Below are 13,795 nucleotides of genomic sequence, written 5' to 3'. Positions count from 1 at the left end.
AGAGCGGGGATCTCGACGGTGGAGCGCGCGGGAGGACGAGGCATGGCTCCGCGATGTGGGTCCGCGCGTGCCGGGAAGAAGGGCGGTGAGGACAGGGGTGTTCGTGGTGCACCTGACAGGTGATCAATCCAGCAGCTAGCACCGAGTGGCTTCGGCTGGAACTCACCAATCATCCGGAGCCTCGTATGCACGATTCCACAACTGGCCGACGACTGCGCGTCGGATCATTATTCTCTGGATACGGAGGTCTCGACCTCGCCGTCGAATACCAATTTATTGCCGAAACCATCTGGTTCTCCGAAATCAACGAACCCGTCGCTCGCGTCTTCTCCCATCACTGGCCCGACGTGCCAAACCTCGGCGATATCACCGCCATCGACTGGACGACTGTGCCTTCGGTGGACATTGTCTGCGGCGGGTTCCCCTGCCAAGACGTCTCCACCGTTGGGAAACAGGCAGGGCTCGCACCCGGTACCCGCTCCGGATTGTGGGCGAACATGGCCGCCGCGATCGAGGTGTTACAACCCGAATGGGTCGTGATCGAGAACGTACGCGGACTACTGTCTGCACCTGCAACCAGACCCCCGACGCAAGGAGCACCCGATGGCGAACGCAACCCCTTCACCGCAACCCTGGGGGCCACAACCCTTTGCGAAGTGGAATCCGACCCGTGGGGTCTGGGAGACGAGTCAGCCCGATCTCTTCGCGCGCTTGGTTCCGTACTCGGCGATCTGGCCGACCTCGGGTTCAATGCGGAATGGGTTGGTCTACCCGCGTCACTCATTGGCGCTCCCCATCACCGCTTCCGCATCTTCATCCTTGCCCACCGGCAAACTCTTCCGAACCCCGCTGGCTTCGGACTCCTCTCGCGGCAGAGAGACCTTGGATCGGGTGAAAGCCAGACGAGGAACGATTGCACTCTCACACCAGATCATCGACTTCGCACTCCACGGACCGGATGGCTCACCGATCAGACCAGCAGAATCGGACACGTTGTGGACACTGGTCGAGCAGATATTCGACAGTGGGGAAAATATGCACCGGCCATTACGCGATGGAAGCACGTGACCGGACATGACGCTCCCGCTCCCGCACTCCTGGATGAATTCGACAAGCCACGACCGGCTCCCGAATTCGTGGAATGGTTGATGGGATTACCGAGAGGGTGGGTCACCGACGTGGGGCACAAACTAACAGCAAACGAGCAGCTTATGACCCTTGGGAACGGCGTTCTACTACTACAAGCGACCACTGCGATCGCAGTGGTGCGCTCTTGCACAGGATTAGGCGACTGACATATCCGGCGTTTCTATCGTTATCTACAACTAAGCATCCGTGCGTCTACTGGCACGCGGCACATGGTGGGCAGCCTTCAGCGAACATCACGCGTAGGACCCTACCGGATAATGAGGGATTCGTCAGTGTGTTGCCAACCATGGCGTTGATATTCACGCGGGGACATATCGTGGGCTCGGGTGAAGACCGTGGTGAATGTTGACGGATGTGCGTAGCCGAGTTTTCGAGATACTTGCGCGACCCCCAGTCCTTCCTCTAGGTAGCGGCGTGCTTCGGTCATGCGTACCTCCGATCGCCAGGCCACATAATTTTGTCCCGTAGTCGCGAGGAAAGCGCGGCCGAGGTCTCTTGCGTCGGCATTGAGTACTTGCGCCCACTGTGTGAGAGTTCGTCGATCCGCCGGATCGTTGCGCACGGCACGGATGATCTTGTAAACGGGCGTAGTACCCGCTGGGTCTTCGGCTGCTCGGGCTCGCGTCCTCGTGGCATGCTTGAGAAATGAGTGCGTGATCCCGTTGGGATCGTGCGACCTAGGGCGAACAAGGCTGTAATTGGCGACGAAGGTGTGCAGCAGGTAGAGCTCAGCCTCATCTGGGAACCGCTGGACGAGGTTTCGAGGAAGGCGCGTTTCCGGAGTGCCGTGGCGTGATCCGAGAGGGAGTAGCAGTGCGCCGCGTGAAAGAGTAACGCTGTTGCGAACGCCTGCGGGAAGCCAGATGGCGTCGCCGCGTCGGAGTCGGCGTGTGCGTTCGCCGACCGTTACTCGCGCCGTACCCCGGTAAACCCATACCAGGACGTGAAAATCATTAATCCGGTTCCAGGTCTGCGCTGCGGGGATGGGCGGCGGGGAGGCCTCATTTGGAGCCTCCTGTGGTTGCAGTTGGGGCAGCATCAGCTCACCGAGAGTGCCAGGGAAGTTGCCGTCGCGTCGGGCAATGGCAGGCCGCGCCTGCTTGTACTGGCGCGGCGTCATTCCAGTTCGCGTGTGGAATGCTCTCGTGAAGCCAGCAGGAGTGGAAAAGCCGACCTGCCTGCCTGCCTGGCCGATCGTGTGGCCAGCATCCATCAAGGCGGCTGAGGCGGCTACACGTACAGCCGTGCGCCACCGCACGAATGGAAGGCCGGTTTCTTGCAGAAACTGAAGCTGCAGGGTTCGCACGCTGTTATTGACCGACCGTGCGTGGTCTGCGGTGTCGGCGGGATCATCAGGTCTCTGGAGCAGAGAGCGCCCGACTGTCACAGCCTCAAGTGAGCGGGGCATCGGAGGCAGTGGTACCTGCTCAAAAGGCCGATCGGCCTCCCTCGGGGTCGAGTAATGGGACCCGGCAACCAGATCAAGGAGGCTGGTGTCAGAGGTCGCGCCACGAAGATAGCCGATGCTCCGTGCGAACTGGTAGATCAGCCACTCGGACCAGCTGCTTGGTAGGTCGATGCGCTGTGGCCGGTCGAGGGTCGGTGCGCGAGTCCCTGCGGCCGGAAAGATCGGGAATGCGACTGAGTCAGCGCCCACCTCCAAGGTGTAAGGGATGCCAGCAGGCAACCATATGCCCTGCCCAGAAGACAGCGGGTATTGCTGTTGCGCTGCACGAACCTCGGCGGTTCCCGCGTGCACCCATAAGAGGGAGGGGTCACGCGTGTTGCGTACAGCCACTGTTTGGGAAGCGGGAACTGGGGGCGGGTCGAACAGCACGGGCTTGTTCCTCCGTTCACAAGTCGCGCGCCAGCGTCGGAGTGTGCGAACTCTGCGCTCACGGATAAAACATCGGACATAAGTAAGGATACACTTAGTTAGTGAACCCATGTGTATCGAGGCTTGTGGGGGTGATCTGTTCCCGGTCTGTAAGGAGATCGTCTATGAGTGTGTCTGCGCGCACGTTGCGCTTGGTTCCAGTAGCGTTACGTCAGCTTGTTGTAGGCCGCGTGGTGGACGTGACTACGGGGATGAAAAGGATCACGCTCTCGGGCGGCCAGTTGGGAGAGTTCACCTCGCCCGCGGGGGAACCACAGCCCGCTTTTGCTTCACCGGGGTTCGATGACGATATCCGTTTGCTGTTCCCTTATCCGGGTGAGATCGAGCCTGTGTTGCCTGTGATTGAGGATGGCCGCGTAACGTTCGCTGAGGGAAGACGTCCCCTCGCACGGGCATACTCGGTGCGCCGATACGACTCGCAATCGCGTGAGCTGGATGTTGATTTCGTGCTGCATGGGCACGGCGTTGCAGCCGACTGGGCACGGCGGACACGGCCAGGCGACCCGATCCATATCGCGGGACCGGGCAAGACCCAGAGCCTACCTACCGGTCGAGATTGGTTTCTGGTAGCGGGTGATGATACTGCGATTCCTGCTATTTCGCGGCTCCTCGAAGAACTACCCCACGATACGCGTGGTCAGGTCCTTATTGATGTGGCGGACGACGATCATCGGCAGGAACTCATTGCCCCTGAGGGAATCGAGATCTCCTGGATTCCTCGCCATGCTGGCACGCGGCACCCGTTGCTCAACGCGATACAAAACTTGAGGTGGCCAGAAGGTGAGCCGTTTGCATGGCTCGCTGGCGAACAGGCCGAGGTGCAGAAGATGCGCCGCTTCTTGGTCAAAGAACGCGCTGTTCCAAAGTCCGATATCGATTTCACGGGCTACTGGAAGCGGGGTGCGGCAGGACTCGTCGGCAGCTGAGTCGGGGCGAACACGCTTCCCTCACCCACGATCTACCCACCCGCTCAGTCATTTTCGGACACACCCCAGCAATCAAGAGAAAGGCAGTCAATGTCAAACACCCTCACGGCACGCCGCTTGGCGCTTTGTGCATTGTTCCTGTTGCCGGGTCTGGCCATGTCTTCCTGGGTCACGCGCACGCCAGCAATTCGCGACTTGCTCGGAGCTTCGACCGCGCAGATGGGGCTCGTGATTTTCGGCCTGGCGCTCGGAGCGATGGTGGGGATTCTCGGTTCAGGGCCGTTGTTGGCACGACTTGGCGCGAAGCCACTGATCGCATTCGGCACGTTGGGCGTCGCCGTGAGCGTGCCCCTCATCGCTCTTGGTGCGGCAGCTCAGATCGATGGGGTCGTCATCGCAGCGTTGGGGTTGTTCGGCCTGAGCATGGGCGGTAGCGAGATCGCAATGAACGTAGAGGGCGCTGATGTCGAAGCCATCACTGGCAGACCATTCCTGCCAGCGCTACATGGCTCGTTTAGCTTGGGCACCCTTATCGGCGCGATACTCGGAATTGTTGCTACCGCTGCGGACTTCTCAGTTATCGTGCATCTGCTGACGGTCGGGCTATGCGGCGTTCTGATCCTGATAGTTTGCATACGCTTCCTACCACCCGCGACTGGTCGCCGACAGAAACCGAAGAGTCCTGTTTACCGTGCTGAGCGAGCCGTATGGCGCGACTCTTCTGTTTGGTTCATCGGAGTCATCGTTCTGGCAATGGCATTTGCTGAGGGTACGGCAAACGACTGGCTACCCCTCATCATGGTCGACGGGCATGGTCTGAATCCGACGCTCAGCTCGACGGTCTTCGCGGTCTTCGCGGCAGCAATGACGCTCGGACGGTTCTTGGGAGGACCGGTTGTTCAACGGTTCGGGCGCGCCTGGGTGCTCGGAGCGAGCGCTCTGAGCGCCGTTATTGGCATCTCGCTCGTTGCTTTTGTTGACAATTCGCTCGTGGCGGGATTTGCAGTCGTGTTGTGGGGGCTAGGCGCGTCTCTCGGGTTCCCTGTAGCGATCTCCTCGGCTGGGGCGTCAGGAGAGAACCCGGCAACGCGTGTTGCTTTCGTGACCGTCATCGGATATGTCGCGTTTCTCGTTGCTCCACCCCTACTTGGTTTCATCGGCGAACGTGCCGGGCTACGCGGAGCGCTCATCATTCCCCTCCTCGTGCTCTTCGTTTCCATCTTCCTCAGCCCGGTCGCCCGAACGCGACCATCCTCAATCCAGATAGGGACACCATGAGCCGTTCGAAAGCTAAGCATTCTCGCATCCTCAGCAGCATCTGTGTTGTATTCACCATTTCCTTGTTCGCTGCAGGTTGCTCGGCAAAGCCCGAATCTGATGCCGCAACGAGACCCTCTGAACAAGCATCTTTACTGCCAGCGGCCGAGCAGACAACAAGCTATCCGCTCACACTCGAATCACCTTTCGGTGAGACTGTTCTGCCGGAACGTCCTGAACGCATTGCAGCGGTCGCCCCGACTGCGATCGACACTGAGTTGCTTCTCGCCCTCGGGGTGACCCCCATTCTCACGTCAAGTCTCGTGAGTGAAGGCGGTTATCTCGACGATCACGGGGCAGCAGAAATCGAAACCTACGAGTTCATATCCGGTGAAGACATTCCGATAGAAACCATCGCAGCTAGCGACCCTGACCTTATCGTAGCGGTGGGATGGACAGACGGGTTGAGTGGCGTCAACCTTGGCGACTACTACGACCGATTGACATCAATCGCCCCAGTGCTGACCAGTCCCGACACGTCGTCGCAACAGCTCATCCCTTGGCAAGACTCTCTTCGCCTCCTGGGATCGACGCTCGACCTCGAAGACGCAGCAACACAAGTCATCGCACATCACCAAGAACATTTCGCGGAGATACGGAATGAACACCCGGAATTCGCGGGTCTCACCGCCAGCTGGGTTCTCCACTTCGGGGCCGCAAATAACCTCCGCTATATGTCTCCATCGGGATCGGGTACAGAACTCTTCCTCAGCGAGCTTGGGTTCATTCCCAACCCAAAAGCGGAACAGTTCGTAGGTGACCCGTGGGTCAGCAATGAACTGCTGACGCAAATTGATGCGGATGTGCTTTTGCTCGGCCAGACCGTAAACGCGAGTGACGAAGAGATGCACGAGCTTGTCACCGAGAACGACCTCTTCATGAATCTGGGCGCTGTGATGTCCGGACATCTCGTCCAGCTGGCACCGAAGACCGAAGACGACCGAGACCTACTTTGGACGGTCACGGTAGGCGGGCCGATCGGACAGGAATGGGCAGCAGATTATCTCGTTCCGCGCATCGCCGATGTCCTCACGAAGACTTCGTGACCACCCACCAATGAACATTCCGAACTATAGAAAGGCGAACACGAATGAAGAAGACCAGACGCTCCCGCGTCATTGCCAGTATCGGGGCGACCCTTGCGACAATACTGCTCATCGCGGGCTGTTCTACCAGTCCGGACTCCAACGGCAGTCCTGAAGAGCCCGGCGCAAGCGAATCAAGCCTGCTCCCTGCCGCTGAAGGCAAGACCAGTTACCCTCTGACGCTCGAATCACCGTACGGAGAGACGATCCTCGAGGAGCGCCCTGAGCGGATCGCAGCGATCGTCCCGAACGCGATCGACACCGAGTTGCTGCTTTCCTTAGGGGTCACGCCTGTGTTGACCTCGAACTTCGTAAGCGAGGGCGGCTACCTCGAAGAGCATGGGTCAGCCGAGCTGGACACCTACGAGTTCATGATGGGCGAAGACATCCCCATCGAGGCCATCGCAGCGAGCAACCCCGACCTCATCGTCACCGTAGGCTGGGTGCCCGGTTACGGCGAACTGCGTGACTACTACCAGCAACTCTCCAAGATAGCCCCGGTGGTGACAAGCCCGGAATCGTCTCAACGCATCATTCCCTGGCAGGACTCGATCCGCGTCCTAGGTGAGACGCTAGACCTTAGCGGCGCGGCCGAAGCTGTCATTGCGGAACACGATGAACGCTTCGCGCAAGTGCGTGCAGATCATCCCGAGTTCGACGGGCTCACCGCGACCTGGGCGATCTACTACGGCCCAACAAACGGACTGCAGTACTTCTCACAGCCTGGCTCCGCGCCCGCTGCATTCCTGGCCGACCTCGGTTTCAGCGAGAACCCGAACGCCACGGAATTCGTGACGGATACCAAGGTTAGTGATGAACTTCTATCGAAGATTGACGCCGACGTCCTCATCCTTGGACAGAGCGCAGCCGCGAGCGAAGCCGAAATGCAGGAGTTGACAGGTCGCGACCTGTTCCAAAACCTGGGAGCGGTATCGTCCGGTCAGTTTGTCCAGCTGCCGCCGAAAACTGACGACGGCGGCGATCTCTTGTGGGCAATCACCAGCGGCGGACCCATCGGCAATGCTTGGGCGGTCGAACGCGTCGTTCCCCAGATTGCGGACGTGTTCTAACTCGGGTCACGGACTATCGCGGCACCACGGGTCTAGCAGTCCGTGGTGCCGCGATAGCTGAACAACACGAAAGATCGGTCATGACTGTTTCGTTAGTAGGTGCGCGCGAGGCGTGCAGTGCGCTGGGAGAAGGGCACCTCCCAACAAGCAACCGTCGAATATCGGGTGTGATTGTGCTGCTCGCGTTGCTTGTGGTGGTTCTGGCAGCAAGCCTGTCATTCGGCGCGAACCCGTTACCCATCAGCGAGATCTGGCGGGTCGTACTCTCCCCAGATAGCTCCGAGGCAAGCTCCATTGTCTGGACATTACGAGTACCTCGCACGGTTGTGGGGATTGCTGCTGGTGTGGCATTCGGTGTTTCGGGCGCGCTCATCCAGGCGATCACACGCAACCCGCTTGCCGATCCCGGTATTCTCGGCGTAAATGCCGGAGCGGGGTTCGCCATTGTCGTTGGCGTGACGTTGTTCGGAGTCGGAGGAATCACCGGGTACATCTGGTTTTCGTTCATCGGTGCGATCCTTGCCACGGTGCTCGTCTACCTGATCGGGTCAGCGGGACGAGGCGCCTCATCTCCCGTCACACTCGTGCTCGCAGGCATCGCACTTGCCGCTGTCCTCTCAGCTTTCTCAACGTTTCTGACACTGATGGATCAGGAGACGTTCCGTTCCTTCCGGGCTTGGGGGTTGGGTTCCCTCTCGCGCGCCTCACTCGATGACACCGCTTCGGTTGCCCCGTTTCTGGCGGTAGGAATCCTGTTAGCCGCACTGATCAGCAGCTCCTTGAACGCGGTCGCGCTGGGAGACGACCAAGCGACCGCACTCGGAGCAAGCGTCACCCGCACTCGTATTTTGGGGATCATTGCCGTGACGCTCCTCGCAGGTGGCGGAACAGCGCTCACCGGAGGTATCGCGTTCGTAGGTCTCATGGTCCCGCACATCGTGCGCTGGTTCACCGGACCCGACCAGCGATGGATCATCGCCTACACCGCCCTCGCGGCACCCTCCATCGTGCTCATCGCAGACGTGCTGGGACGAGTGATCACCCGCCCCGGCGAGATCGAGGCCGGCGTGCTCACCGCACTCATCGGTGCCCCCGTCCTCATCGCACTTGTGCGCCGGCGAAAGGCATCCGGGCTATGAAATCCACTATTCAAATCCCACGACAGATCGATTTCGGTTACCGGAACCGCACAATCCGTACTCAGCGCGCCGTCGCGCTGAGATTCAGCGCACGGAGCATTGCGATCAACTCGATCCTCGCCGTAGTTGCGGTGACCGTTGCGGTGATGTCCCTCGGAATCGGTGACTATCCACTGACAACTGCCCAGGTTGTCCAGTCGCTCTTCGGCCAGGGCGATGACTTCCATCGCCTGATCGTGACGGAATGGCGTCTGCCCATCGCGATCGCGGCAATCCTGTTCGGAGCGCTACTGGGGATCGGCGGTGCAATCTTCCAATCGCTGACCCGCAACCCCCTGGGATCTCCGGATGTAATCGGCTTCGACGCAGGATCGTACACGGCCGTGGTGCTCACAATCCTTGTCATCGGCGCGAATCAGTACTGGTACATCGCCGCAGCAGCTCTGGTCGGCGGGCTGCTCACCGCAATCGTGGTGTATCTGCTCTCCTATCGAGGAGGCGTGCAGGGTTTCCGCCTCATCATCGTCGGCATCGGAGTTTCCGCGATGCTGGGATCGATCAACGCGTACCTCATCACTCGCGCCGAGATCACCGATGCGATGAGCGTCGGTTTCTGGGCGGCCGGGTCGCTCAGTCGCGTCGGATGGCACTCGCTTGTCCCCGTCATCATCGGGGGCCTGATTGTCTTCATCGGAGTGACGATGTTGGCTCCCGCTCTGCGACAACTGGAACTTGGTGACGACGCGGCACTCGCTCAGGGGGTGAACGCTTCCGTTGCTCGCCCGCTGCTGCTGATCCTGGGAGTTGCGACGACCGCGTTGGTGACAGCTGCTGCCGGTCCGATCGGGTTCGTCGCACTGTCCGCGCCACAGCTCGCGAGGCGATTGACACGGACACCCGGGGTAACCGTGGCTGCGTCCGCGTTCATGGGAGCCGCGCTCTTGTCTCTCGCGCAGTTGCTGTCGCTCGTGATCGCGCAGGTCTACCGGCCTGTTCCGGTTGGCCTCATCACCGTGAGCCTGGGTGGTCTCTACCTAATCTGGCTCCTTATTCGTGAAACAAGGAGAAGCATATGACACGAGTGGACACTCACCCCCTCGCCACTGCTAACACCGCCGAGTTGACCGTACCGACAAGTCGACTGTGGACGGTGAATGCCACGATCGGCTATGACAAGCGCGTCATCAACGAGAACCTGTCGGTGTCGATTCCCGATGAGTCTTTCACCGTGATCGTCGGGCCGAATGCATGCGGCAAGTCGACCCTTCTGCGCGGGCTATCCAGGCTCCTGAAACCAGGATCAGGGCGGGTGGTACTTGACGGACAAGACATCCATTCCTACAAGGCCAAAGAGGTTGCGCGCAAGTTGGGACTGCTACCGCAGACCTCGCTCGCTCCCGATGGGATCAGAGTCGCTGATCTGGTCGCTCGCGGCCGGTATCCGTACCAGAAACTGATCCGACAGTGGACACCGGACGATGAGCAGGCGGTCTCTACCGCGATGGCAGCAACTGGCATCCATGAACTCTCAGACCGGCTCGTCGACGAACTCTCCGGCGGGCAACGACAGCGAGTCTGGGTCGCGATGGCGCTGGCACAGCAGACCGAAATCCTGTTGCTGGACGAGCCGACGACGTTCCTTGACCTGACCCATCAGATCGAGCTGATGGAACTATTCACCGACCTCCACCTTGCCGGGCACACCCTTGTCGCCGTTCTTCACGACCTCAACCAGGCTGCCCGCTACGCAACGCATCTCGTCGCGATGAAGGACGGAGGTGTCGTCGCCGAGGGCCCACCGGCTGAGGTACTGACCTCCGACCTGGTCGAGCAGGTGTTCGGTCTGCGCTGTCTCGTCGTTCCTGATCCCGTCGCAGGAACCCCGCAGGTGGTGCCGCTCGGACGAGACCGGCATCGGAACAAGGAAACTCCGATCAAGGAAGGAGGCACCGAATAGTGCCCGCACTCAACAATGACCCTGCGGCCGCACCGGCCTCACCCATTGCGGCCGCACTGCGCCCCGCGATCCCTGTGCTTACAGCAGCGGTTACCGCCGCCGCGCTTGGTGGCCTCACGATGGTCGGAGCCTTATGGTTCACCGTGCAGGTCGTCGCTGCGGTGACACTGACGCATGCGATTTCGGCGTGTGTCTGCTGGCTCATTGGAGGCCTGCTCCTGTCCGTCTCGTCGTGGCTCGCACATCACGGGGAGGCAAGATTCTCCGCACGGCTACGGCGCGATACCGCTCGCCATCTCGCGCACATGCCGATGAGCACGGTCTCACGGTATGGCGCTGACGCGCTGCGTCGTCTGGTAGGCGAAGACATTGCCGCGCTACACCACACCGTCGCACATCTGCCCGCGGAAATCGCGACCCTTGCGGTGGTGCCCCTCGCGACAGTAACTCTGCTGGTCGCAGTGGCGGGTCCCCTTACCCTGATTGCGCTGATCCCTGGCCTGCTGGCCGCAGCCTACTATCTGTTCATCGTGCCGCGAAGCTCAGCGAAACACGGAACCGAAACGGTCCGTGTGATGACGGACATCAGGACCGCTGTCGACGACTACGCACGCGGCATTCGCGTGTCCCGCATTTACAGCGCACAGGCCGGGGCAACCGCCAACTATGCCGACGCAGCACGCCGGTTCACCGAGAACATGGTCGCCTGGGTGCGACGGGTCGCGACACTCTCTTCCGTAGCGGTGGCGCTGCTCCAGGCCGTCGCAACCTATGCGATCGCCTACGCCATCGGCTACGACCAAGAGCCGGCAGTGCTCGCCGCCATGCTGCTGTTCGGGCTCGCCGTGGTCACCCCGGCGCTGCGCCTTGGGCATGGCCTGGACTATGTACGAGCGGGCAGCGCCGCGGCCGAACGCATCGCAGCGGTACTCCGCGAACCGACCGTCACGGGATCAACCGATCACAGTGACGACCCTGGACTTGAACTCGTCGACGTGCGGATCGGTCAGGACGACCGCACACTCATCCACAGTCTTTCCCACACATTCTCACCAGGATTAGTCACCGCGATAACCGGCCCCAGTGGCAGCGGCAAGACCACGCTGCTACGTACTATTGCCGGGCTGGAAACGCTCGAAAGCGGCGTGATCCGGTACCCCCACAGGGAGACGAACAGCGAGAAGACGTCACCCGACTCGGTGTTACTCATTCCACAAGGTGGGGATGTGCTCTCCGGGACGATCCGCGAAAATATCGCGCTCTCGACCCCAGAGGCCACCGATGATGAGATCAGCACCGCGCTTCGACGTGCGCAACTCGACCTCCCCCTGGATACCGCGACGACCACCCTGTCGGGCGGTGAACGTCAACGAGTCGGACTCGCCCGCGCGTTCCTCACCGATGCCCGTGTGATCCTGCTCGATGAACCCACCAGCGCGCTGGATAAGGACACGAGCGGGCGGCTCGTCAGCGAGCTACACACATTCGTCATGGAGGAATCGAAGACGCTCTTGATTGTCACCCACGATCATGGACTGGCCGAGGGCGCCACAGCACAGCTCAAGCTCACCGGCAACTCGGTCACGGTAGCCGGAGGAACCCGATGAACACGCAGCACACCCAGACCCTTCCTGCAGCGGCTCGCCGCAGACTGGTACTCATATCACTTGGCTGGGCACTCGTCGCGCTGGCCGAGGCGACGGCCTACACCGTGCTCGCCCTTGCGATCGCAAAGCACCAGCCACCGGGAATGGTGATCGCGACTGCGGCCGTCGCCCTGTTTATCACCGTGCTCGTCTCGCGCAGCGGCTACCTCACCGGGGCAAGGCTGGCCGGAGATCTCTTCCAAGGAGTTGGCGCGGCCTTCTCCCACGCCAAACTCTCGTGGTTCACCGAGAAGAACCGAACTCTTGTCGGCACGGTCGCCGGACAATCAATCCCCGCCCTGATGAGCGTTCCCGCCCATCAGCTGCAGACGTTCATTCTCTCGCCGCTCATCCCGCTTCTCTTGCTTGTCGGTATCGCGATCGTCGCTGGCCCTCTCACCATGCTTCTGGTGGCAGGCCTTGTGATCATCGCGTTCGTCGCGCAGCTGTTCGCTCAACGGGCCCTCAGCCGTGCAGACGCAGGCCGAAACACTGTCGAGCAGGCCGCAACGGAGGCATCCCTGGAATTCATCGATCATCTCGAACTGTTGCGGACCGCCGCAGGGCCAGATCGTGCGGTGTCACGCCTGGAAGACACATGGGACACGCATGAGGCTGCGCTCGCGCGTACGAATCAAGTATCGACTCCCGCGACCTTCGTTTCTAGTCTCGCGAGCATTCTGCCGCTCGCTGGTCTCCTCCTCTTCATCGCGTCCACAGCCATGGAGAACCCGGCTACCGCACTGGCGCTCATCATCCTCACCGCCCGTGCATCTGCACCTTTGGATGCTCTCGCCCTGGCGGGGGTCTCGATCAACGAATTGCGCACCACGATCAACCGGTACCGTGCGGTGCTCTCGGCCCCGGTCTTACCCGAGCCGACCAAATCTGTCCAGAGCGTCGGCCATGCGATGACAGTGAATGATGTCTCGCACATTACCGTGCTGCAAGGGGTCTCTACCGAGGTGCCCGAGGGCTCTACGACGATCATCACTGGTCCGACCGGAAGCGGCAAGAGCACCCTGCTTTCCCTGCTGATGCGGTTCGATGATCCTGACAATGGGCGTATCGAACTCGGCGGGGTCGACCTCACAGACATGCGATACGAAGATCTCGCGAAACAGATCGGCTACGTGCCGCAGGATCCCGTCGTGTTCGACGGAACACTGGCCGACAACATCCGTCTCGGCGACCCATCGGCCACCGATGAAGAGATCATCCATGCGGCAAAACAAGCCGCACTCGGTCAAGTCATCGAACAATCACCGCTCGGGATTCAGCAATCAGTAGGCCACCACGGAAACGCACTGTCAGGCGGTGAGCGTCAACGAGTCGCGATCGCCCGAGCCCTCCTCAAGCAGGCACCGATCCTCATTCTCGACGAGGCGACCTCCGCCCTCGATACCGCCACGGAAGCGAAGATCGCCAAGGCGATCCGCGCGCTTCCATGCACGAAGATCGTCGTCACCCACCGCGATGCCGAGACAACCTGGCAGCCGACGATTCGCATAGCACTCGGAGAGTCCAGTGGCACAAATAAATGAAATCCCTTCCGCTGTTGAGCCGCAGTGAATGGTGCGCGGAAAAGTTCGCTGAAGTTATGGGCGGA

At 60.7% G+C, this 13,795-nt stretch carries 11 protein-coding genes; 10 read left to right on the top strand and 1 reads right to left on the bottom strand.

Annotated features, from left to right (window positions below):
- The first annotated feature begins 119 nt into the window (after window positions 1-119).
- Window positions 120-1,295, top strand: a complete 1,176-nt coding sequence (locus tag AARI_RS02420) for a DNA cytosine methyltransferase (protein WP_013347789.1) — start codon at window positions 120-122, stop codon at window positions 1,293-1,295.
- Between the two features lie 101 nt (window positions 1,296-1,396).
- Here AARI_RS02420 and AARI_RS02415 read toward each other — a convergent pair whose 3' ends face one another.
- A complete protein-coding gene (locus tag AARI_RS02415) occupies window positions 1,397-2,557 on the bottom strand; it encodes a helix-turn-helix domain-containing protein (RefSeq protein ID WP_231849428.1) in 1,161 nt (386 codons plus the stop codon).
- A 593-nt stretch (window positions 2,558-3,150) separates the two neighbouring features.
- On the opposite strand from AARI_RS02415, the gene AARI_RS02410 reads away from it, so the two are divergent.
- The 9 genes from AARI_RS02410 (at window position 3,151) to AARI_RS02370 (ending at window position 13,730) form a co-directional block, all read left to right on the top strand.
- Window positions 3,151-3,972: a siderophore-interacting protein gene (locus AARI_RS02410; protein ID WP_013347787.1), complete on the top strand. Its 822-nt coding sequence runs from the start codon at window positions 3,151-3,153 to the stop codon at window positions 3,970-3,972.
- A gap of 90 nt (window positions 3,973-4,062) precedes the next feature.
- Window positions 4,063-5,250, top strand: a complete 1,188-nt coding sequence (locus tag AARI_RS02405; RefSeq protein WP_013347786.1) for an MFS transporter — start codon at window positions 4,063-4,065, stop codon at window positions 5,248-5,250.
- Complete coding sequence (locus AARI_RS02400) at window positions 5,247-6,335, top strand: ABC transporter substrate-binding protein (RefSeq protein WP_013347785.1); 1,089 nt, start codon at window positions 5,247-5,249, stop codon at window positions 6,333-6,335. The genes AARI_RS02405 and AARI_RS02400 overlap by 4 nt, the downstream gene beginning before the upstream one ends.
- Window positions 6,336-6,379: 44 nt before the next feature.
- Complete coding sequence (locus AARI_RS02395; RefSeq protein WP_013347784.1) at window positions 6,380-7,444, top strand: ABC transporter substrate-binding protein; 1,065 nt, start codon at window positions 6,380-6,382, stop codon at window positions 7,442-7,444.
- Between the two features lie 80 nt (window positions 7,445-7,524).
- Window positions 7,525-8,583: a FecCD family ABC transporter permease gene (locus AARI_RS02390; RefSeq protein ID WP_006822425.1), complete on the top strand. Its 1,059-nt coding sequence runs from the start codon at window positions 7,525-7,527 to the stop codon at window positions 8,581-8,583.
- Complete coding sequence (locus tag AARI_RS02385; protein ID WP_006822426.1) at window positions 8,580-9,659, top strand: FecCD family ABC transporter permease; 1,080 nt, start codon at window positions 8,580-8,582, stop codon at window positions 9,657-9,659. Before AARI_RS02390 ends, AARI_RS02385 begins: the two co-directional genes overlap by 4 nt.
- Window positions 9,656-10,540, top strand: a complete 885-nt coding sequence (locus tag AARI_RS02380) for an ABC transporter ATP-binding protein (protein WP_006822427.1) — start codon at window positions 9,656-9,658, stop codon at window positions 10,538-10,540. Before AARI_RS02385 ends, AARI_RS02380 begins: the two co-directional genes overlap by 4 nt.
- A complete protein-coding gene (locus AARI_RS02375) occupies window positions 10,540-12,147 on the top strand; it encodes an ATP-binding cassette domain-containing protein (RefSeq protein WP_006822428.1) in 1,608 nt (535 codons plus the stop codon). The genes AARI_RS02380 and AARI_RS02375 overlap by 1 nt, the downstream gene beginning before the upstream one ends.
- On the top strand, window positions 12,144-13,730 hold the full coding sequence (locus AARI_RS02370) for an ABC transporter ATP-binding protein (protein ID WP_013347781.1): 1,587 nt from the start codon (window positions 12,144-12,146) through the stop codon (window positions 13,728-13,730). The genes AARI_RS02375 and AARI_RS02370 overlap by 4 nt, the downstream gene beginning before the upstream one ends.
- The last annotated feature ends 65 nt before the right edge of the window (window positions 13,731-13,795 follow it).

The organism is Glutamicibacter arilaitensis Re117, assembly GCF_000197735.1.
GTDB lineage: Bacteria > Actinomycetota > Actinomycetes > Actinomycetales > Micrococcaceae > Glutamicibacter > Glutamicibacter arilaitensis.
The sequence above is the reverse complement of the archived record's forward strand: the minus strand, read 5'-3'. Positions and strand labels throughout refer to the sequence as shown.

Coding starts and splice junctions, on each gene's coding strand:
- AARI_RS02400 (WP_013347785.1), top strand. CDS start 5,247: ATGAGCCGTTCGAAAGCTAAGCATTCTCGCATCCTCAGCAGCATCTGT.
- AARI_RS02380 (WP_006822427.1), top strand. CDS start 9,656: ATGACACGAGTGGACACTCACCCCCTCGCCACTGCTAACACCGCCGAG.
- AARI_RS02415 (WP_231849428.1), bottom strand. CDS start 2,557: ATGCCCCGCTCACTTGAGGCTGTGACAGTCGGGCGCTCTCTGCTCCAG.
- AARI_RS02385 (WP_006822426.1), top strand. CDS start 8,580: ATGAAATCCACTATTCAAATCCCACGACAGATCGATTTCGGTTACCGG.
- AARI_RS02405 (WP_013347786.1), top strand. CDS start 4,063: ATGTCAAACACCCTCACGGCACGCCGCTTGGCGCTTTGTGCATTGTTC.
- AARI_RS02410 (WP_013347787.1), top strand. CDS start 3,151: ATGAGTGTGTCTGCGCGCACGTTGCGCTTGGTTCCAGTAGCGTTACGT.
- AARI_RS02370 (WP_013347781.1), top strand. CDS start 12,144: ATGAACACGCAGCACACCCAGACCCTTCCTGCAGCGGCTCGCCGCAGA.
- AARI_RS02390 (WP_006822425.1), top strand. CDS start 7,525: ATGACTGTTTCGTTAGTAGGTGCGCGCGAGGCGTGCAGTGCGCTGGGA.
- AARI_RS02395 (WP_013347784.1), top strand. CDS start 6,380: ATGAAGAAGACCAGACGCTCCCGCGTCATTGCCAGTATCGGGGCGACC.